The organism is Aestuarium sp. (genome assembly GCF_023253315.1).
In the GTDB taxonomy this organism is placed as follows: domain Bacteria; phylum Pseudomonadota; class Alphaproteobacteria; order Rhodobacterales; family Rhodobacteraceae; genus Marivivens; species Marivivens donghaensis.
In genome coordinates this window covers 97,916-118,387 of the sequence record NZ_JALRGW010000003.1, presented here as the reverse complement: position 1 = coordinate 118,387, position 20,472 = coordinate 97,916, and the positions used below count along the sequence as shown (strand labels likewise).

The following is a 20,472-nucleotide window of genomic DNA, read 5'->3' as shown; positions in this document are numbered from 1 at the left end:
TACCGAAGTCTGTGAATAAAATCCAGTCTGCAACACCAAAGCGTGCAACCTGTTGCCACCCTGCCGCGAGTGGGTGGCGGGCTACTAGGGGTAGTAGTGTTTAGTTCACAATCCGCAAGGACTGCCTCGGCGCGATCTTTCCAGACCGAAGCGCATCATAAGGATCTTCGTCGTCGAGCATCATGTCCACAACCTGCCGTAGCAACTGACGGCGCCCGCGGGACGAATAAAACCCGCCGGGAATTTGGCTCGTTTCAAGTAAGAACTGACGATAATCACGGTAAGCCCGATTGTCTGGACGCCCCGGTTGCGCAAAGAAATCAGGCAGTGGCAGGGTCGAGACGAACTCTGGTTTGTCATAGACCGCGTTGCCAAAAACCTTGAGCGGGATCGACCGCCAGAGCACCTGCTGGGCGGCGGTCGAATTGACCGTCACAGCCGTGCGAGCGTGATCCAAGAGCTTTGCCAGCTTTCCACCGCGAATGTAGTGAATGCGATCCCCAACGCCGAATTCTTTGGCGATGCGGTTGATGTTCTTGCGCGTGGGCGAGCGGTCGTTTTCCAGCGGGTGTGCTTTGAACACGAGGTGGTGGTGCCGTCCCGCGCCTTGGGCAAAACCTTCGATCACGACGCGCAGGAAATCCTCCATTGATGCAAAGGGCGAATGGCGGAGGAAATTTGAGTCGTGCTCTAGCTGAAGCAGGACAAGGTGATATGGAAAGCCGCCAAATCGCACATGCGCGGTTGCAAGCATGCGATGGAGAGAAATGAACGGCATGAGCAGCAAGCGGCGCGTATACAGTATAGCTTCATGCAGCGGGCTAAGGTCACGATGGGGCGCAAACTCGCGGAACTGGCGGTTTCGGAAAATCACGAACCAGTGGTAGAGCGCCCCATAAAACACGTGCTGGCGCATGTCACCCCAATGCGCAGGCGGTTCTGGAACGTCCATGTCAGAGCGCTCAAGGTCCTGACGCATTTGGTCGATGGTCATGTCCATGAGGCGCGAATTCCCATTGGTCCCGCCGCGTTCGTAGGTGACCCAATAGGGCCGCATATAGCCCTCTTCGAAGACATGAATAGTGAGGCCCATATCCTGAGCGGCTTTCACAGCCTGCGCGTGGATGGGGCGCACATCGCCATAAAGGACGATATCGGTGATCTGATGCTCAGCGACGAGGGCTGCAAAGGTATCAGGCCAGTCAGATGGCGCGCCCGTAAATGGAATAAACCCACGGTCGCCGAACGAAAACGCGCGGTCGCCTGCGTTAAAGCCAACCCGCCACACCTCTGCCCCCGCACGACGGAGCATGAGCCCAAGCCGATGGAAGAAGGGCCCGTGAGGACCCTGCAAAAACAGGAAATGGCGGTTCGGTCTTTGGGTCACGTGAAAAAGGGTGCACTTCTATAAAATTACCTGCATCTGCGCAGATTACCCTGTGGATAAGGCATAAATAAGACCTTTTCCATGGGTGATGCTGGTCCGATGGTTTTACGAGGCTACCCTTGCCCTTGTCTGGGGCCTGATGGAACGATACCACTTGGCCAACTTTGGAAAGGCAGACCCATGTTTACTGGCATCATCACGGATATTGGCAAAGTTCTCGAACTGGAACAGCGCGGCGATTTGCGTGCGCGGATTGGGACATCTTATGACGTGGATGGTATCGACTTGGGCGCTTCGATTGCGTGCAATGGCTGCTGTTTGACGGTCGTGGCTTTGGGGCGTGAGCCACAGAACTGGTTCGACGTTGAAATCAGCGCGGAAAGCGTTGCTAAGACGAACCTTGGTGGATGGGCCGTTGGAAAACGGATCAATCTCGAACGTGCGCTCAAGGTCGGTGACGAACTGGGTGGTCATATCGTGTCGGGGCACGTGGATGGCGTGGCTGACCTGATCGCCATGACGACCGAGGGTGATAGCACGCGAATGACATTCCGCGCGCCTGAAGAGCTGGCGAAATTCATCGCGCCCAAAGGATCAGTTGCCCTGAACGGCACTTCGCTCACCGTGAACGAGGTGGATGGCGCGACCTTTGGGATCAACGTCATTCCGCATACCAAAGAGGTGACGATTTGGGGCGATGTTCAGGTTGGAGACCGTATCAACCTAGAGATCGACACGATGGCACGCTACGTGGCGCGTCTGCGGGAATGGGACTAACCGACCCGCGTTTGACCTACCGCAAAGTCTGGCCTCTGTTTCCAGCCTAACCCCTTATGATCGCCTAACAAGATCGGGAAGTACTATGTCGACCAAATTCGAAGCCGCAGGCCCAGTAGAACGGGAACTCAAAGATGCCATTTCGAGCATTGAAGAGATCATTGATGAGGCCCGCAACGGTCGGATGTTTATCCTTGTCGATCACGAAGATCGCGAGAACGAAGGCGATCTGGTGATCCCCGCGCAGATGGCAACGCCTGATGCGGTGAACTTTATGGCGACCCACGGGCGTGGCCTGATTTGCCTGACCATGACGAGCGAACGTATCGCGCAGCTTGGCCTGCCGCTCATGGCATCGACCAATTCGTCACGTCATGAAACAGCCTTCACTGTCTCGATCGAAGCGCGAGAGGGTGTGTCGACGGGCATTTCCGCAGGTGACCGTGCGCGGACGATTTCTGTGGCGATTGATGCCTCTAAAGGTCCTGCCGATATCGCGACCCCCGGTCACATTTTCCCGCTGCGTGCGCGCGATGGCGGTGTGTTGGTGCGTGCTGGTCACACAGAGGCTGCCACCGACATTTCCCGCCTTGCTGGTTTGAACCCCTCGGGCGTGATTTGTGAGATCATGAAGGAAGACGGCGAAATGGCCCGTCTGCCTGATCTGGTTGCTTTTGCGCAGAAGCATAACCTCAAGATCGGGACGATCAGCGATCTGATAGCCTATCGTCGTCGCCATGATAACCTCGTCAAACTGCGGGACGAACAGCAAATCACGTCAGAGTTCGGCGGCGATTGGACCATGCGGATTTACACCGATCAGACCCAAGGTGCAGAGCATATCGCCCTGATCAAAGGCGACATTAGCGGTGACGAGCCCGTTTTGGTGCGGATGCATTCGCTTGATCCGATGCTGGATATGGTCGGTGTCGGCCACGAGGGTCGCGCGTTCGAGTTTTCGCAGGCGATGAAAACCATTGCAGCTGAGGGGCGTGGGGCCGTTGTTTTGCTGCGTGATCTTCAAATGAAACTGGTTCCTGAGGAAGGCCAATCACCGCAAACGCTCCGCCAATATGGGCTGGGTGCACAAATTTTGTCGTCGTTGGGCCTGTCGCGTATTACACTGCTATCGAATTCGCCCCAACCCAAGGTGGTTGGCCTTGATGCCTATGGTCTAGAGATTGTCGGCACTCGCATGATTGACGGAGCAAACTGATGGCTGGCGCATCGCACTATATCCTTGATCGGCCTGAGTTCGACGACCCGATCAAGCTGCTGATCGTCGTCGCACCCTATTACAAAGACATCGCCGATGGTCTGGTCGCGGGCGCAAAGGCCGAGATTGAGGCCGCTGGTGGCACCTATGAGGTAATCGAAGTGCCAGGTGCGCTCGAAATTCCGACCGCGATCGGGATCGCCGCACGCATGTCGAACTTTGATGGATATGTCGCGCTGGGCTGTGTGATCCGTGGGGAAACCACCCATTACGATACGGTTTGTAATGATTCGAGCCGTGCCATCACTTTGCTCGGGCTTCAGGGCCACTGCATTGGGAACGGCATCCTAACAGTCGAGAATTATGAGCAAGCTGCCGTTCGGTCAGATCCTAAAGATCAAAACAAAGGAGGCGGTGCTGCCGCTGCGGCCTTGCACCTGATCGCCTTGGGCCGTAAGTGGGGCCGCGCCGGCAAGATCGGCTTCACCAACGATATATTGCTGGCCCAAAAGGCCTGAGGACTGCGCAAGCCATGAACGTTTCCAATAACGAACGCCGCAAGATGAAATCAGCCTCGCGTCTTTACGCGGTTCAGGCGCTGTTCCAAATGGAAGTTTCTGGCCAGACTGTCGAAGCGGTCGTGCGTGAATTTGCGAACTATCGGTTCGGCGAAACGATCGAGGGCGACACGCTGCAAGATGGCGACATCGAAGTCCTGCGTTCGATTGTCGACGTTGCTGTGAACGAACAGGCCAAGATCGACCAAATGACCGACCGCGCGTTGGTTGCGAAATGGCCGATTGATCGCATCGACCCGACCCTGCGTGCGTTGTTCCGTGCGGCTGGCTCTGAATTGGTGGCTGGCGATACCCCACCCAAAGTGGCCATCGTGGAATACGTTCAGGTTGCTGAGGCATTCTTTCCAGAAGGTCGCGAACCTAAATTCGTAAACGCTGTTCTGGACCACATGGCCCGCGAAGCACGCCCTGAGGCGTTCTAACAGGCGGTTCACCGCCGTTTCCTGCGACAACTCTGCTCATTTTGGCGAATCCCCTTGCAGCGCGGGGGGAAGCGACTACGTTCAGAATTGTAACGGAGGTGCGACCATGCCCAAACTTATCAAGATGTATATCACTCAGGTGATCATCGGTTTCATCGTCTCGGCGGTGTTTGTGGGTCTGCTCCTCTGGTTCAACATCGCGAACCTCGCGCATCTCGTCACCAGCTCCAAAGAGGGCCTATTGGCCGTATTCCTGCTGTGGCTGTTCAACGGCATTGTCTTTGCGGGTGTTCAGTTTGCGATCCGCATCATGAATATGAATGACGATGATGACGAACCACGTGGTGGTCTGCGTCAGCACAGCATGATCCGTGAGCCTGCTTTGGTCCGCGTGCCCGTTCAGGCGAAACGCACCTACCGTGCGCGCAATCTGCGTCACTAAATCCCGCTGCGATTAGTTTAAGGGGCGTCCGCTAGGGCGCCCTTAGTTTTTTGTGTGGGGGAAAGTGGCGAGAACCACAGCAACCGTGCACCCTTTATTCCCGAGGACCTGTTTTTACAGGTGGGCGCCAGATAACCAGGCCAGGGCAAGGACAGAGCCAGCTCCCTCGGATTTGCTTAAGGCCACTGGAATGTAAGGGCTTGCGCACGTGAAGAGCAGAAACTCGCCAAGGGTGCAGATAGTCCTCAGCCTTCCGTCAATCAAGCCCCGCAAGATGACTTGACCAATGTTCACCTATTGTTCATGTTTCCGGCATGACCCTAGAGATGCCAGATGACCGCCTGATGATGCCCGGACAATTGCTTGCCCGTGGGGTTTGTCGGCATTTGCTGACCTATGATTTCGTCACGGTCGAGGAATTGGTTCCGACCCGCGGTTTGCGCGTCGACGTTATGGCGCTGGGGCCTAAAGGCGAAATTTGGGTGGTCGAATGCAAATCCAGTCGCGCAGATTTTCAGTCCGACAACAAATGGCAGGGCTATCTGGAATGGTGTGATCGGTTCTTTTGGGCGGTCGATGCCGATTTCCCAACGGACCTTTTACCCGATGATACAGGTCTGATTATCGCTGACAGCTATGGCGGCGAAGTTGTGCGCATGGGACCCGAATCAAAGCTGGCCCCTGCGCGTCGTAAGGTCATGACCCATAAATTCGCCCGCCATGCAGCCCTGCGGCAGATGGCGGCGCGGGATCCGAAATTTAGCGCTTCTTAGACGCTGCGCGGGCAGCCATTGCGGCGGCGCGCATTTCTTCTGCGATTTCTTCTGCTTCTTCTGGTTCGAAATCCATCGGGATTTCTACACCATCCGCTTCGATGAACAAACGGACCATACCTGCGTCGGTCGGCCCGATCTGGAGATTCGCTTCGATGTCGCGTTCGGTATTGATGCCCATGGTGGCCTCCTGTCTGTCGATGGTCGTGACTATCCCAGCGAATAAGAAACTTGCAAGGGGATGTGAGAAAAAGCGGTGTTAGCCGCTTGCAATCCGTCGGCACACGGTCTAAATCCCGCGCCAGTGCCGCCTTAGCTCAGTTGGTTAGAGCGCTTGATTGTGGATCAAGAGGTCCCCCGTTCGAGCCGGGGAGGTGGTACCATCCCTTACTTCCAGTAGGTTAGCGGTCGATGGTGACAGTTTGTGCCAGCGCGTCTGTGCTACGGTCGTAAATGAGGATCGTATCCGCATCGGTCACAACAGCGTACCAGTCCGCGCCTTGGGTAAATGCGACAGCAGAAACGCCTGCGGGAAGGGTGACGCGGTCGGGTAGGGGGATCGGATCTGCGTTCAAGCGGATGACAAGCGTGCCGATAAGGACTACGAACCCCGCAATCATCACAAAGGCCATCGCCGAGACCAATCGTTTCAGATAGGTGACGAGCGGCTGGTCGCTATCGTTTTCAGGAGCCTGATCCATGGCCCATACCCTTGTATCGTTTACCATCGCGGAAAATCCGCCTCCGCGTCTTGATAAGGCGCTTTCGCGTGATGTGCCAGCAGAGGCCGATCTGAGCCGTTCGCGTCTGGGGCGTTTGATCGAAACGGGGGCTGTGACAGTCAACGGTGCGGTGGTCGAAAACCCACGATTCAAGGTCTCTGAGGGTGATGAAATCACAGTAACCGTCGAAGCGGCCATCGAGAGTGATATCGTTGGCGAAGATATTCCGCTGGTCGTGGTTTATGAGGATGACGATCTGATCGTGATTGATAAACCCGCTGGCATGGTGGTTCATCCTGCACCGGGCACGCCCAACGGTACTGTGGTTAACGCACTGATCCACCATTGCGGCGATAGCCTATCGGGTGTTGGCGGCGAAAAGCGCCCCGGTATCGTGCATCGCATCGACAAGGACACGAGCGGTCTTTTGGTTGCAGCAAAGAGCGACCGCGCCCACCATGGCCTTGCCGCGCAGTTCGAGGATCACAGCGTTAATCGGCGCTACCTCGCAATCTGCTACGGTGCGCCTGACCAGAATGACCCGCGTATCCATGGCGTCAAAGGGACGAACTTTGAACCGGGAAATATCCTCAAGGTTCAAACGTTCCTCGGTCGCCATAAAACCGACCGCCAGCGGCAAGCGGTGAGCTTTACCCAAGGCCGCCATGCGGTAACACGCGCGCGGATTATCGAATCTCTTGGCGTGCCGCCGGTGGCTGCGCTGTTGGAGTGCTGGCTGGAAACAGGCCGTACGCACCAGATTCGCGTGCACATGGCCCACGTTGGGCACTCTTTGATCGGTGATCCTGTTTATGGTGGCCGTCGCAAACTGAACGTCAAAGCCATCGGCGAAGCAGGTGCCGAGGCTGCTGCAGCATTTTCGCGTCAAGCGCTCCATGCAGCGACGTTGGGGTTTGAACATCCTGTCACAGGTGAATGGATCGAATTCGAATCCGATTTGCCCGAGGATATGCAGGCTCTTTTGACCGCTTTGGGCGGCTCATAATCGACTGAAACATCTTTCCCGACTGCGTGACTGCGCCGCTTTGCCCCTAGCAGAGCGACGGAGGCTTGCTACATTTGCGTAGAAGGATCGTTGATGACCCCTTGAATGGGGATGATAGCGCCACCATATGGATGTTAAGCCCTTAAACATCGAAGGGTTCGAGTGAATTGGGGGATTGGAATGAGTAGTTATACCAACCTGCCGGCACCGTCGCCGGAACAAGGATTAAACCGCTATATGCAGGAAATTCGGCGTTTTCCGATGCTGGAGCCAGAAGAAGAATACATGCTCGCCAAACGGTGGGTGGATCACGAAGACAGCGGTGCGGCACATAAACTTGTGACCTCGCACCTGCGCCTCGCGGCGAAAATCGCGATGGGCTACCGTGGTTATGGCCTGCCGCAAGCAGAGGTGATCTCTGAAGCGAACGTCGGTCTGATGCAGGCAGTCAAACGGTTTGACCCTGAAAAAGGCTTCCGTCTGGCGACCTACGCCATGTGGTGGATTCGTGCGTCTATTCAGGAATACATCCTGCGCTCGTGGAGCCTTGTGAAACTGGGGACAACCTCTGCGCAGAAGAAGTTGTTCTTTAACCTGCGTAAGGCAAAGAACCGCATTGGTGCGCTTGAAGAGGGTGATCTGCATCCCGACAACGTCAAACGGATCGCCACCGATCTGGGCGTGACAGAGGAAGAAGTGATTTCCATGAACCGCCGTATGTCGGGTGCTGACGCATCGCTGAACGCGACTGTCGGCACCGAGGACGGCAGTTCAACCCAATGGCAGGACTGGCTCGAAGACGAGGACGCCAATCAGGCTGTTGCTTATGAAGAGCATGATGAACTCACCGCACGTCGCGAATTGTTGGCGCAGGCAATGGAGGTCTTGAACGACCGCGAAAAAGACATCCTCGTTCAGCGCCGCCTTGCCGATGAGACAGTCACACTCGAGGATTTGTCGGCGCAATATGACGTCAGCCGCGAACGTATTCGCCAGATCGAAGTCCGCGCTTTTGAAAAGCTCCAAAAGCGGATGCAAGAACTGGCCATCGAAAAGGGTATGCTGATCCCAGCATAACCTACTGTTTCCTCCCTCGGCCTTGGCCGCACCTTGCCCTTGGGTTTGGTGCGGTCTAGGTTGTTTTTGTTAGCGCGAACAGGGAGGTCCGCAATGAAATCTGTAAAGTGGGGTATTTTGGGGGCCGCGAAATTCGCGCGCGAACACATGGCGCGGGCGATCCATGCTGCTGAGGGGGCGGAGTTCTACGCGCTCGCCACATCCAGCGCCGAGAAAGCCGCTGATTTTCAGGCCTTCAACCCGAACCTTGTGATCCATGACAGCTACGATGCGCTTCTCGCTGATCCCGAGGTCGAAGCCGTCTATATTCCGCTGCCGAACCACCTCCATGTCGAATGGACGCTCAAAGCGCTGGCTGCTGGTAAGCACGTTCTCTGCGAAAAGCCGATGGCGATGAAAGAGGCGGATTTTGACGCGATCATCGCTGCTCGTGATGCGTCGGGTCTTTTGGCTGCCGAAGCCTATATGATCGTCCACCACCCGCAATTCACCCGCGCTAAGGAACTGCTCGCCAGTGGTGTGATCGGGGATCTGATGCTCGTGGATACCGTGTTCAGCTTTAACAATGCGGAGGACACCAACAACATCCGCAACAAGCCTGAAACAGGTGGCGGTGCGTTGGGTGACATTGGTGTCTATGCCTTCGGCTCTGCCCGTTTTGTGACGGGTGAGGAACCTGTCAGCATCCGCAACGCGCATATCGTCCGCGAAAACGGCGTCGACGTGTTTACCCAAGTCATGGCCGAATTCCCGTCGTTTGCGTATCAGGGCACCGTGTCGATGCGCATGGCGAACCGTCAGCACCTCACGTTCCATGGAACCGCAGGGCATATCACCCTCACGGCACCTTTCAATGCGGGCGTCTACGATATTGCCGAACTCATCCTCGAAGCACCCACCACGGAACGCCATGTGGAGCGCTGGCCGACGGTGAACCAGTATGTGCTGCAGGTCGAAAACTTTGGTAAAACCATCCGCACAGGCGCTGCTTATCCGTGTCCGCTAGAGTTCAGCCGTGGCACGCAGGCGATGACCGATATGGTTCTGGCGGCAGAGTAACGCTTAATTCAGACGGGCGCGCAGCACGCGGAGCATGTTGCCGCCCATCACCTTTGCGATGGTGTCATCGTCCAGACCACGGTTCAAAAGCGCCGTGGTCAATGCGGGCAGTTCGGACGTATCGAACGCCGTTTCAACTGATCCGTCAAAGTCCGAACCAAGTGACACGTGATCCTCTCCCACGGCTGCAATCGCCGCGACGATCATGTCCGCGATGCCCTCGAGCGTTATGTCCCCGCAGACCACATCTGCCCAATATCCCATCCCGATCACGCCGCCCGTTTCCGCAATTTGGCGCATCAAGGCATCAGGGAAGTTACGTTTGACAGGGCAATGACCATGAAGCCCGCCGTGGCTGACCACAATTGGCACATCGGTCATGGCGAGAACATCGCGGGCAACCTGTTCGGACGAATGGGCGAGGTCGATGATCCAGCCGTCAGCCACGGCTTTCTCCACCACCTGTTTGCCAAAATCGGTAAGGCCGTGGTTCCCTGTGCCATGCAGTGACCCGCCGAGTTCGTTGTCGAAAAAATGCTGGAGACCGATTAGGCGATAGCCCGCAGCATAGAGCACATCCATGTTTACCAATTCGCCCTCTAGCGGATGCCCGCCTTCGATCCCCAAAAGGCCAGCGGTGACCTGCGACCCTGCCGCACGTTCCGCAATAACGGCATCCAGTTCGGTTTTGGTTGTCACGATGTAGAGCTGATCTGGGGCGTCTTCGGCAAAGCCGTGCAGCTTTTCGGACTGGTAGAGCGCCCGTTCTAATAGGCTGTTCCATGTGCGCGGCGGCCACAACTGCCCGATAGCCAAGAGCGTAATGTTGTCGAGCGCATCGCCCGAGTTTTCGTCGTAGTTCTGACCCGCTGGAGATTTCGTGACAGCGGTGAACATTTGGACCGCAACATTGCCTTCGGTCAGACGTGGCAGGTCAACTTGTCCATAGCTCCCACGTTCGGTCAGGTCACGGTTCCACAATAGGCTATCGGCGTGCCAATCCCCAATGATAAGGTCAGCGTGCAGTGCGGCACCTGCGTCAGACACAGGGTAGGGGGCGTGTGCAATGACGTTGTTGCGGGACTTTTCGACGTAGGCGGGCGCGAACGTAAAAAATCCTACCGCACCAACGACGATCAAAACCAGCACGACGGCCAAGAGACGTTTGATGAACCGCAGCATAAGAAAACCCTCCCCCAAGTTGCGAAGGAGGGTGCGTTAGCCAACCCATTCGCGCAAGCGAAACCTTGGGGAAACTGTTAGCCTTCCATGGCTTCCAGCTCGTCGATGAAGCCTTCGATCATCGACAGCCCCTTGTTCCAGAACGCAGGATCAGAGGCATCAAGGCCGAAGGGTTCGAGCAGTTCTTTGTGGTGCTTCGACCCGCCAGCAGACAGCATGTCGAAATACTTGTCCTTAAACGCGTCGCCCTGTTCGGTGTATGCCGTGTAGAGCGCGTTCACGAGGCTATCGCCAAAGGCGTAGGCGTAGACGTAGAACGGCGAATGCACGAAGTGCGGGATGTAGGCCCAGAAGGTCTCATACCCTGGCATGAATTCGAACACTGGGCCGAGGCTTTCGCCCTGAACGCTCATCCACAGGGCGTTGATGTCCTCTGGCGTCAGTTCGCCTTCGCGACGGGCCGCGTGGAGTTTGCATTCGAAGTCGTAGAAAGCGATCTGACGAACGACCGTGTTGATCATGTCCTCGACCTTACCCGCAAGCATCACCTTGCGTTCGGTATCATCCTTTGCGCCTGCCAGAAGTTTGCGGAAGGTCAGCATTTCACCGAACACTGATGCGGTTTCCGCAAGTGTTAGTGGCGTGTCGGATAGGAATTCGCCTTGTTTTGCCGCGAGAACCTGATGGACCCCATGACCCAGTTCATGAGCCAAAGTCATCACGTCACGTGGCTTGCCCAGATAGTTCAGCATCACATAAGGGTGCACGGTCGTTACGGTCGGGTGTGCAAATGCACCGGGGGCCTTGCCCGCTTTGACGCCAGCGTCGATCCAGCCCTTGCTAAAGAATGGTTCGGCAATGTCGGCCATGCGCGGATCAAAGGCGCCGTAGGCATCCATGACGATCTTCTCAGCTTCGTCCCATTTTACGATGCGGTCCGCTTCCATCGGGAGGGGGGCGTTGCGGTCCCAGACCTGCAGCTTGTCGAGGCCCAGCCATTTTGCCTTGAGCGCGTAGTAGCGGTGCGACAGGCGCGGGTAGGCTTCAACAACGGCGGTGCGCAGTGCTTCGACCACTTCGGGTTCGACGTGGTTTGACAGGTGCCGCGCCATCTGCGGGCTTTCAAACCCACGCCAGCGGTCGTCGATCTCTTTCTCTTTGGCGAGCGTGTTGTGAACGCGGGCAAAAGTTTTGATGTTCTCACCAAAGACCCGCGCCAATTCACGTGCGCCTTTTTCGCGCTCGTCACGGTTTTGATCGGACAGCAGGTCGAGCGTGGCTTCGATGTTTTTCTCTTCACCATCGATGGTGAATTTTAGCCCCGCGATGGTTTCATCGAACAGTTTGTTCCATGCCGTCGATCCAACGACAGAGGCATCGTGGAGATATTTCTCTAACTCATCCGAGAGCTGGTAAGGCTTCATCGCGCGCATGCGGTCGAGGACGGGTTTATAACGCGCTAGGTCAGCGTTCGATTCTATCAGCGCGTCGTAATGGGCATCTTCAATACGGTTGAATTCAAGGCTCCAGAACACGAGCGGCGTGGTGAAAGTAGTGATCTTGTCCTGACAGTCGGACATAAATTTCGCGCGGCCAGCGTCGGTGGTCAGCTGATAATAGCGCAGCCCAGCGTAAGACATGATGCGGCCCGCGATTTCGCTGATCTTTTCGTTACGCTGGATGGCGGTCAGCAGTTCGTTTGCGGATAGGGTGGCGAGCTTGCCTTCGTAGTCGGCAGCGAAAGCGGCGCATTCCCTTTCGAGCCATGCCATATCCCGTTTCAATTCCGCGCTATCGTCGGCGGTATAAAGGTCGGTCAGGTCCCATTCAGGCAATTGGCCAAGGTCTTTGCCGCCCGATGGGTTGGCGTCGAAAACACGGGTCTTTGCGAACATGACGGATCCTTTTCTTCATCTGTTGCTCAACAGATAGTCGCGGTGATCGACAGATGAAAGGCTCAGGCGGGTTCGGGAATGTTTGAATCGGTCAGATGTGCGTGAAAATGTGCTGCGAGTAGGGCAAAGGCCGCCTCGCGGATTGCAGGACGCTCCATCAGAATTTCGTGCTGTGCGCTGTCGAACATGTGCAGTGTGCCATTGGCCCAATGCTGCATGACGGCTTTCACAGCGTTTGAATCGACGATTGATTCATCTGTGCCGAGCAGCGTGATCGTCGGGATTGGTGGCGGTGTCATGTCGCCGAGGGCGCTCATTTCCACCATTGCCTCGTGCAGCCATTGCATCGTCGGCCCACCCAACGCCAGATCAGGCATCAATTCCACCTGACGTTTCATGTAGTTAAACATCGATTTATCGGTGGTCAGGCTGTTGCCCTCAAACGGTGCGCGGGCAACGTATGTTTCCTCGAGCTGCCCAGGTGCCAAGGTACGTGACAGCCCAATCGGCCGAGCGAGTGAGGTCAGCCCCCACGCAACGGTTTTGATAAACGGCGCGAATTTGATGCCCCACATTGGGGCAGAGAAAACGGCAGCCTTTACCGGCAGTCTGTTGTGCAGGGCGCGGAGACCAATGCATCCCCCCATTGAATGGGCCAATAGAAAGAAGGGTTCAGGGCAGGATTGTGCGCGAGCGTAGGCAACGACCGCATCCACATCGTGCTGATAGTCCGTAAATTTTTCCACATGCCCCAAGAGGCGGTTCGGCAAGGGGCGGTCTGATAGCCCCTGTCCGCGCCAATCAATGGCAATGACGTCGAGCCCCTGATCCAGCAGAAGCCCAGCGTCCTTGCCATATTTTTCGATGTATTCAGTGCGCCCAGGAAATAGCAGAACAGTGCCCTTTGATCCCGCGCGCTGCCAATGGCCCACGCGAATCGTGACATCGTCTTTGGTGGTTAACCAAGCGGCGGATCCGCCCTCGGGGCCTTCCGCCAAATCGTTAAAAAGGGGCGCAATCTGAGACATATTAGGCGAGCACGCCTGCGAGCTTCATCGCGGTGCCCATATCGCCGTCCACTGACAGTTTGCCTGTCATGAAGGCGGTCGTGGCGTTCTCTTCGCCGTCCAAGATCGCTTTGAATGTTTCTGCAGAAGCGGTCAGGGTCACATCTGTATCATCGTCGCCCGCGTGAACGCCCGATCCGTCAATAACCAGTGCGCCTTCGCCTTCGATGACGAATTTCGCCGAACCGTCAAAGCCTTCAGATCCTAGTTTTTCGGTCAGGGCTGCTACGGCCTCGGTTACGATGTCGCTCATTTTAATACCTTTCGTCGATGTGTTCACGCCGCCACTGGCGGACGGCGGTGTTTCCGCTACAGTATTGTTATGAGCGTATTGAAACAGTCTAGCAAACTTACCGTTGCGGCACTGATGGTTGCAGTCGGGATTTCCGGACCCGCTAAGGCGGATTCGGCGGTCGTGGATGATTTGTTCGAACAGCTTCAGGACGCTGATCCGTCGGATTGGGCTCGAATTGAGGGACAGATCTACGAAGAATGGAGCAAGAGCGGCTCTGCCACGATTGATTTGCTGGTGCGTCGTGGTGGTGAAGCAATCGAGGCGGGCGAATTCGCAGCCGCGATTGAACATTTCACAGCGGCCATTGACCATGATCCGACCTTTGCGGAGGCCTATAATGGTCGCGCAACAGCCTATTATTTGATGAACCAGATCGGTCCCTCGCTCGATGATATTCGCGAGACGCTCGTTCTCAATCCACGTCACTTTGGGGCGATGAGCGGGTTCGCGGTGATCCTCGAAGAACTTGACCGACCGAAAGAGGCGCTTGAGGTCTATGAGCAGATTCTTGATCTGGTCCCCGCCGCTACAAATGTGCAAGAAGCCATTGAGCGACTGAAACTCGACCTCGAAGGCCAGACCCTCTGACCTTCCGCACCGCCGGGGATGCACATGACGACGCCTTCGCGCATCACGGCCGTTTTAGGCCCCACCAACACGGGTAAAACGCATTACGCGATTGAACGGATGTTGGCCTATCCGACGGGCATCATCGGCTTGCCGCTACGCCTTTTGGCGCGCGAGGTCTATGATCGGATCGTCGAAAAACGTGGCGCGATGGTGGTCGCTTTGATCACGGGCGAAGAGCGTATCGTGCCGCCCCGTGCCAAATACTGGGTCTGCACCGTCGAAGCGATGCCCCCCGGAATGGGCTGTGATTTTCTGGCCGTCGATGAGATCCAGCTCTGCTCTGATCCTGAACGCGGCCACGTCTTTACCGACCGTTTAATGAACGCCCGTGGGTTGAAAGAGACTGTTTTCCTTGGCTCAGAGACCATGCGCAATGCGATTGCCGCAATGGTGCCCGAAGCGCAGTTCATGAAAAAGGATCGCTTTTCGACTCTGACCTATGCAGGTTCGAAAAAGATAAGTCGGATGCCTGCGAGGACGGCAATCGTCGGATTTTCAGTTGAAAATGTGTATGCAATTGCAGAGCTGTTGCGCCGTACCAAAGGTGGGGCCGCTGTCGTAATGGGCGCATTGTCGCCACGCACGAGAAACGCTCAGGTTGAAATGTACCAGAACGGGGATGTGGACTACCTCGTTGCGACTGATGCGATTGGCATGGGGCTGAACCTCGATATCAATCACGTGGCGTTTTCGGCTCTGACCAAATTCGACGGTCAGCGGATGCGGTATCTCGAACCTGACGAGCTGGCACAGATCGCGGGTCGCGCTGGGCGCCACATGACGGACGGCACCTTTGGTGTGACGGGAGAAGCACACGACCTAGACGATGAGGTCGTGAAGGCGATTGAGAACCACCAGTTCCGTCCGATCAAGAAACTGCAATGGCGAAATGGGCGGCTTCAGTTTGGGTCGGTCACGCGACTGATCCAGACACTTGAACAGCGCACCGATGATCCGTGGCTGACGCGGGTGCGGGAATCAGATGACCTCGCCGCGCTGCGAAACCTGTCGCAGGACGCCGAAGTTGTCGCGCGAGCCTCAGATGGGCCGTCCGTTCAATTGCTCTGGGATGTTTGCCGTATACCTGATTTTCGCGGAATTTCGCGCAATGAACATGCGAACCTGTTGCGTGAGATTTTCAACTTCCTTCATCAGCATGGACAGGTGCCCGATGATTGGTTTGCGCGGCAAGTTAAGCGCATTGATCGAACTGACGGCGACATTGACACGCTGTCAAAACGATTGGCCTATATCCGCACTTGGACTTATGTGGCGCAACGCCGCGAGTGGCTGAGGGACGAAACCCATTGGCGTGACGCGACTCGCGCTGTAGAAGACCGACTATCTGACGCGTTGCACGACGCGTTAACGCAAAGATTTGTGGACCGGCGGACCAGCGTTTTGCTTCGCCGGCTCAAGCAGAAGGAGGGCCTTGTGGCCGAAGTAAACGATCAGGGTGAAGTAACTGTTGGCGGTGAATACGTCGGCAAGTTGGAAGGCTTCCGTTTCCGTATGGACAAAACTGGCAGCCCGGACGAGGCCAAGACCCTGCGTCAGGCGTCGGTTCAGGCATTGGCACCGCAGTTCCACCTGCGCGCAGACCGTTTCTACAACGCGCCGGACACCGAAATCGACTACACCGAACAGGGTGGTCTGATGTGGGGTGAACACGCGGTTGGTAAACTGGTCGCGACCCAAGACGCGATGAAGCCGCAGGTCGTTGCCTTTGTTGACGAAGAAGCTGGCGATGACGTGGCCCAAAAGGTTCAGCGCCGTCTGCAACACTTCATCGACCGCAAGATCGCTGCTCTGTTCGAGCCGATGCTGAACATGCAGCGCGATGAGGCTCTGTCTGGCATGGCCAAAGGCTTTGCGTTCCGTTTGGCCGAAGGTTTCGGTATTTTGCCGCGTGGCGAAGTTGCCGATGACGTTAAACAACTCGACCAAGATGCCCGTGGCGCGCTGCGCAAACACGGCGTGCGTTTTGGTCAGTTCACTATTTTCATGCCTCTTCTTCTGAAACCTGCGCCGACCCGTCTGCGTTTGGTTCTGTGGTCGCTGGCGAACAAACTCGACGAATTCCCCGAAGCTCCGCCTCCGGGTCTGGTGACTGTGCCGGCGTCCAAGGATGCGGTTCCGGGTTACTATGCGATGGCGGGTTATCGTGCGGCTGGTGAACGCGCTGTGCGCATCGACATGCTAGAGCGCCTCGCTGACATGCTGCGCGACAAAGACAGCCGTGGTGGGTTCGAAGCGAACCCCGACATGCTGTCGATCACGGGTATGACGCTCGAACAGTTCGCTGACCTGATGCAGGGTCTGGGCTACAAGGCTGAACGCGGTGAGCGTGCAAAGGTTAAAGCAGCAGATGCTGCAAAGCCTGAAGCCGAAGCGACCGAAGAAGCCGTTGCTGAGGTTGCTGAAACCCCAGCAGATGCAGCGCCCGAGGAAATGGAAGTTTTCTTCACATTTACTTGGGGTGGTCGTCCAGCTGGCGCGCGTCGTCAGGGCGGTAAACCGCAGGGTCAGCAGGGCAAACCGCGCCGCGAAGGTGGCAAAGGTGGCCCGAAAGGCAAAGGCGGCAAAGGTGGCAACAAGCCTCAGACGTTTGAGGCGAAACCACGCAAAGAAAAACAGATCGACCCGAACAACCCGTTCGCGGCCGCTCTGTCGGGCTTTAAGGCCAAGTAAGGCGTGGACGATCCGCGGCCCACTATCCGCATCGACAAATGGCTCTGGCATGCGCGTTTTTTCAAGACGCGCACGCTAGCAGCCGATGTGGTGAAACAGGGCAAGGTGCGGATCGACAGCCAACCCATTTCCAAACCAGCGCGCATGGTCGGTCCGGACAACGTTCTGACCTTTGCTCAAGGGCACGATATCCGTGTTGTCCGAATCCTCGCGATCGGCGAACGGCGCGGTCCTGCCCCCGAAGCGCAGGCGCTTTACGAAGATTTGGCGCCAATCACCAAGGATGCGACGGAAAAAGCTCCTAAAAATCCCGCATTTGATGGGAAAGGACGCCCCGGAAAACGCGAGAGACGGAACATGGCGTCGCATCTGGGCTCTGACGATCCATTCGCGCTTGAATGATTGGGCAGGGCGGTCTAGCAAGGCGCCCGAACATCATAGGACCGATCCATGACCTACGTCGTTACGGAAAACTGCATTGCCTGCAAATACACAGACTGCGTTGAAGTCTGCCCAGTAGACTGTTTCTACGAAGGCGAGAATTTCCTCGTCATCCACCCCGATGAATGCATCGATTGCGGCGTGTGCGAGCCAGAGTGCCCTGCAGACGCAATCCGTCCGGACACTGAGCCGGATATGGAAAAATGGGTTGAATTCAACCGCAAGTATTCGGAACTCTGGCCTGTTATCACGGCCAAGAAAGACCCGATGCCGACCGCAGAAGAGATGGACGGCAAGCCTGGCAAGATGGAGCTTTTCTCTGAGGCTCCCGGCGAAGGCAACTGATCTGATTCGACCAAATTGATTCGAGGCGATTCTATCGGCGCGATAGAATCGCCTTGTTTTATATGGGGCTATTGGGTTTGCCCCTGCTGCGGTGCGGCGCTTCCAAGCAGTCGGATTTTGTGATATAAGTTTTACAAATGCTGCCGGAAAACTGATCCATCCCTATATCCAACTTACTCCGACGGAGGCTTTTGCCCCGCCGGATTTTGTGACTGTTTGGGGTCGGTCCATAGGAAGGACAAAAATGACTAAATCCAAGAAGAACGACTTCAGCCCGAACGAATTTGTGGTCTATCCCGCTCATGGCGTTGGCCAGATCGTGAACATCGAAAAGCAGGAAGTCGCTGGGTTCGAACTCGAAATGTTCGTGATTTCCTTCGAAAAAGACAAAATGACCCTTCGCGTGCCGACAAACAAAGCAACCGAAGTGGGTATGCGTAGCCTGTCGTCGCCTGACGTTGTCGCTCATGCGATGAAAACCCTGAAGGGTAAGGCGAAGGTGAAGAAAGCGATGTGGTCGCGTCGCGCTCAGGAATATGAACAGAAGATCAACTCTGGCGATCTGATCGCGATTGCTGAGGTTGTTCGTGACCTTCACCGTGCGGACGATCAGCGCGAGCAGTCCTATTCTGAGCGTCAGTTGTACGAAGCTGCGCTTGAGCGCCTGACCCGCGAAATCGCGGCTGTTGGTGGTCACAACGAGCAAGACGCTGCAAAAGAAATCGACAGCGTTCTGGTTGGTCGCGCCGCCTGATTGGTTGAAGTTTTGATTAAGGAAAAGTCGCGCAAGTTGCGCGGCTTTTTCGTTTTTGGTCTTGGGGGCGCTGCCCCCAAACCCCCGGGATATTTTGGGCACAAAGGCAGGTTAAAAGAGGCTGCCTTGTTCAGGTGGTTTTGGATTCTTGGTCTTGGGGGCGGCTTTTGGGGTGTCGTCGAGCGTGATCCGTCCGTCCGCGAACTGGATTTCGAGGGCGTCGGCGGATTTGGCTTCTTTGGTGGTTGTGATGACTTTGTCGCCGTTGCGGATCACGGCGTAGCCCCGTTGCAGCGTGGATTCGTAGCCGAGGGTCAGCCGCAGGCGGTCTAATGCGGTCAGCTTTGCCTTGCGATCAGCGAGATCGCGGTTCGCGTGGTCAGTCAGTCGGCGGGCAAGCGGGACGAGCCGTTCCGACAAAAGCGCGGTTTTCTCTTTGAGAGCCGCAGGGCGGATTCGACTGGTCAGTGCTGTGAAATCACGGCGGTGCTGGCGCGTTCCGCGAGACAGGGCAGGTGCCAAGCGGTTCGAACGATCATCGAGGCGGCGGTTTTGTTCGGCGATCCGATTTGTCAGGACCGAAGGGCGGAGATGACCAGACGCCTCAGTTAGTTTGAGCCGCTTTTGGCGGGTGAAGTCGCGCAAGGCGTTGTCGAGTTTATCGGACAGGATGTCCAACCGCTGACTGGGCCCTTCGAGAAGTTCGGTCGCTTTGGGCATGGCGCGGGACAGGTCAGATAAGCGTTGTTGGCGCAAGGTGACGGCCTGCGTTCCCGAACGGGTGAGGCGCATGCCCTGATTTTCAACCCAGTTCAAAAGTTCGAGGCGTACAGGAACAGCCAATTCAGCCGCTGCCGTCGGGGTCGGTGCGCGCATGTCCGAAGCATAGTCGATCAGCGTCGTGTCGGTTTCGTGGCCGACAGCAGAGATCAATGGGATCTGGCTCGCGGCAGCAGCGCGAACGACGATCTCTTCGTTAAAACCCCAGAGGTCTTCAATGCTACCACCGCCACGGGCGACGATGATGACGTCTGGCCGAGGTAATGCGCCGCCTGGGGTCATCTGGTTGAACCCTTTGATGGCGTGGGCCACCTGAGGAGCGCAGTCTTTGCCTTGGACGGCAACGGGCCAAACGAGCACTTTGCGCGGGAAACGATCCCGCAGACGGTGAAGGATATCGCGGATGACTGCGCCAGTTGGGGACGTCACAACGCCGATCACTTCGGGCAGATAGGGCAGGGGGCGTTTGCGTTCGGTCGCGAACAGTCCCTCGGCAGCGAGAGCGGCCTTACGTTTTTCCAACATCGCCATAAGCGCACCCGCACCCGCAGGGCGAATATCTTCGACGTTGAGCTGGTATTTCGATTGTGGGCCAAAGGTCGTCAGGCGGCCAGTGGCGACAACCTCCATCCCTTCTTCGGGCATGTGGGATAGCTTGGAAACTTGGCCTTTCCAGCTGACCGAAGCGATAACGCTGCGATCATCCTTGAGGTCGAAATACATGTGACCCGTGCGGGCAATGACCACGCGGCCAACCTCGCCTTTGACACGGACGTTGCCAAATTCACCTTCGAGCGTGCGTTTGATCGCCCCAGAAATTTCCGAGACGGAAAATTCATGTGCGTTGTCGTTCGGCTCTTCGAAAAGGTCCATCTGCTCGCCCTTGTTATATTCGTCCTGCAACCTTAGAACGCCCGCAAGCAAAGGCCAAGC

22 protein-coding genes and 1 tRNA gene are annotated in these 20,472 nt (G+C 56.5%); 15 read left to right on the top strand and 8 right to left on the bottom strand.

Features of this window, described 5'->3' with window-relative positions; translation table 11 throughout:
* Positions 1–100: 100 nt before the first annotated feature.
* Entirely contained in the window at positions 101–1,312 is a 1,212-nt protein-coding gene (locus tag AC1QQ2_RS03455; RefSeq protein ID WP_479712082.1) for a capsule biosynthesis protein, read from the bottom strand.
* Positions 1,313–1,567: 255 nt separating this feature from the next.
* Here AC1QQ2_RS03455 and AC1QQ2_RS03450 point away from each other — a divergent pair, with 255 nt between their 5' ends.
* The 6 genes from AC1QQ2_RS03450 (at position 1,568) to AC1QQ2_RS03425 (ending at position 5,595) form a co-directional block, all read left to right on the top strand.
* Complete coding sequence (locus AC1QQ2_RS03450) at positions 1,568–2,164, top strand: riboflavin synthase (protein ID WP_479712081.1); 597 nt, start codon at positions 1,568–1,570, stop codon at positions 2,162–2,164.
* A gap of 85 nt (positions 2,165–2,249) precedes the next feature.
* Positions 2,250–3,380, top strand: coding sequence for a 3,4-dihydroxy-2-butanone-4-phosphate synthase (gene ribB, locus AC1QQ2_RS03445; RefSeq protein WP_479712080.1), 1,131 nt, complete (start codon positions 2,250–2,252; stop codon positions 3,378–3,380).
* On the top strand, positions 3,380–3,898 hold the full coding sequence (locus AC1QQ2_RS03440) for a 6,7-dimethyl-8-ribityllumazine synthase (RefSeq protein WP_105234506.1): 519 nt from the start codon (positions 3,380–3,382) through the stop codon (positions 3,896–3,898). Before ribB ends, AC1QQ2_RS03440 begins: the two co-directional genes overlap by 1 nt.
* 14 nt (positions 3,899–3,912) lie before the next feature.
* Entirely contained in the window at positions 3,913–4,380 is a 468-nt protein-coding gene (gene nusB, locus AC1QQ2_RS03435; RefSeq protein ID WP_067551110.1) for a transcription antitermination factor NusB, read from the top strand.
* Between the two features lie 106 nt (positions 4,381–4,486).
* Positions 4,487–4,822: a hypothetical protein gene (locus AC1QQ2_RS03430; RefSeq protein ID WP_105234507.1), complete on the top strand. Its 336-nt coding sequence runs from the start codon at positions 4,487–4,489 to the stop codon at positions 4,820–4,822.
* A 326-nt stretch (positions 4,823–5,148) separates the two neighbouring features.
* On the top strand, positions 5,149–5,595 hold the full coding sequence (locus AC1QQ2_RS03425; protein WP_105234508.1) for an MmcB family DNA repair protein: 447 nt from the start codon (positions 5,149–5,151) through the stop codon (positions 5,593–5,595).
* On the opposite strand, the gene AC1QQ2_RS03420 is transcribed toward AC1QQ2_RS03425, so the two are convergent.
* On the bottom strand, positions 5,582–5,776 hold the full coding sequence (locus AC1QQ2_RS03420; RefSeq protein ID WP_067551101.1) for a DUF6324 family protein: 195 nt from the start codon (positions 5,774–5,776) through the stop codon (positions 5,582–5,584). The genes AC1QQ2_RS03425 and AC1QQ2_RS03420 overlap by 14 nt on opposite strands.
* Positions 5,777–5,901: 125 nt before the next feature.
* On the opposite strand from AC1QQ2_RS03420, the gene AC1QQ2_RS03415 reads away from it, so the two are divergent.
* Positions 5,902–5,978: transfer RNA gene (locus AC1QQ2_RS03415), tRNA-His, on the top strand.
* A gap of 18 nt (positions 5,979–5,996) precedes the next feature.
* On the opposite strand, the gene AC1QQ2_RS03410 is transcribed toward AC1QQ2_RS03415, so the two are convergent.
* Positions 5,997–6,296 (bottom strand): DUF6476 family protein, encoded by a 300-nt coding sequence (locus AC1QQ2_RS03410; protein ID WP_479712079.1) that lies wholly within the window; start codon positions 6,294–6,296, stop codon positions 5,997–5,999.
* Here AC1QQ2_RS03410 and AC1QQ2_RS03405 point away from each other — a divergent pair.
* The 3 genes from AC1QQ2_RS03405 to AC1QQ2_RS03395 all read left to right on the top strand — a co-directional run bounded on the left by AC1QQ2_RS03405 (position 6,295) and on the right by AC1QQ2_RS03395 (position 9,459).
* Positions 6,295–7,323 (top strand): RluA family pseudouridine synthase, encoded by a 1,029-nt coding sequence (locus tag AC1QQ2_RS03405; RefSeq protein ID WP_479712078.1) that lies wholly within the window; start codon positions 6,295–6,297, stop codon positions 7,321–7,323. The genes AC1QQ2_RS03410 and AC1QQ2_RS03405 overlap by 2 nt on opposite strands.
* Positions 7,324–7,503: 180 nt before the next feature.
* Positions 7,504–8,400, top strand: coding sequence for an RNA polymerase sigma factor RpoH (rpoH, locus tag AC1QQ2_RS03400; protein ID WP_067551092.1), 897 nt, complete (start codon positions 7,504–7,506; stop codon positions 8,398–8,400).
* A 93-nt stretch (positions 8,401–8,493) separates the two neighbouring features.
* Positions 8,494–9,459 (top strand): Gfo/Idh/MocA family protein, encoded by a 966-nt coding sequence (locus AC1QQ2_RS03395; RefSeq protein ID WP_479712077.1) that lies wholly within the window; start codon positions 8,494–8,496, stop codon positions 9,457–9,459.
* 3 nt (positions 9,460–9,462) lie between these two features.
* Here AC1QQ2_RS03395 and AC1QQ2_RS03390 read toward each other — a convergent pair whose 3' ends face one another.
* From AC1QQ2_RS03390 to AC1QQ2_RS03375, 4 genes are all read right to left on the bottom strand, one after another.
* Entirely contained in the window at positions 9,463–10,641 is a 1,179-nt protein-coding gene (locus tag AC1QQ2_RS03390) for a dipeptidase (RefSeq protein ID WP_479712076.1), read from the bottom strand.
* A 77-nt stretch (positions 10,642–10,718) separates the two neighbouring features.
* Complete coding sequence (locus tag AC1QQ2_RS03385; protein ID WP_479712075.1) at positions 10,719–12,536, bottom strand: M3 family oligoendopeptidase; 1,818 nt, start codon at positions 12,534–12,536, stop codon at positions 10,719–10,721.
* A gap of 62 nt (positions 12,537–12,598) precedes the next feature.
* Positions 12,599–13,564, bottom strand: coding sequence for an alpha/beta hydrolase (locus AC1QQ2_RS03380; RefSeq protein WP_479712074.1), 966 nt, complete (start codon positions 13,562–13,564; stop codon positions 12,599–12,601).
* 1 nt (position 13,565) lies between these two features.
* Entirely contained in the window at positions 13,566–13,856 is a 291-nt protein-coding gene (locus AC1QQ2_RS03375) for an SCP2 sterol-binding domain-containing protein (RefSeq protein ID WP_105234515.1), read from the bottom strand.
* A gap of 69 nt (positions 13,857–13,925) precedes the next feature.
* On the opposite strand from AC1QQ2_RS03375, the gene AC1QQ2_RS03370 reads away from it, so the two are divergent.
* From AC1QQ2_RS03370 to AC1QQ2_RS03350, 5 genes are all read left to right on the top strand, one after another.
* Positions 13,926–14,486, top strand: a complete 561-nt coding sequence (locus AC1QQ2_RS03370) for a tetratricopeptide repeat protein (RefSeq protein ID WP_479712073.1) — start codon at positions 13,926–13,928, stop codon at positions 14,484–14,486.
* 24 nt (positions 14,487–14,510) lie between these two features.
* A complete protein-coding gene (locus tag AC1QQ2_RS03365) occupies positions 14,511–17,219 on the top strand; it encodes a helicase-related protein (protein WP_479712072.1) in 2,709 nt (902 codons plus the stop codon).
* 3 nt (positions 17,220–17,222) lie between these two features.
* On the top strand, positions 17,223–17,621 hold the full coding sequence (locus AC1QQ2_RS03360; protein ID WP_249945282.1) for an RNA-binding S4 domain-containing protein: 399 nt from the start codon (positions 17,223–17,225) through the stop codon (positions 17,619–17,621).
* A gap of 48 nt (positions 17,622–17,669) precedes the next feature.
* A complete protein-coding gene (gene fdxA / locus AC1QQ2_RS03355; protein WP_292312716.1) occupies positions 17,670–18,005 on the top strand; it encodes a ferredoxin FdxA in 336 nt (111 codons plus the stop codon).
* 244 nt (positions 18,006–18,249) lie between these two features.
* A complete protein-coding gene (locus AC1QQ2_RS03350; protein WP_067551068.1) occupies positions 18,250–18,759 on the top strand; it encodes a CarD family transcriptional regulator in 510 nt (169 codons plus the stop codon).
* 111 nt (positions 18,760–18,870) lie between these two features.
* Here the strand turns inward: AC1QQ2_RS03350 and xseA are convergent, their stop codons facing one another.
* Entirely contained in the window at positions 18,871–20,412 is a 1,542-nt protein-coding gene (gene xseA, locus AC1QQ2_RS03345; RefSeq protein ID WP_479712071.1) for an exodeoxyribonuclease VII large subunit, read from the bottom strand.
* Between the last annotated feature and the right edge of the window lie 60 nt (positions 20,413–20,472).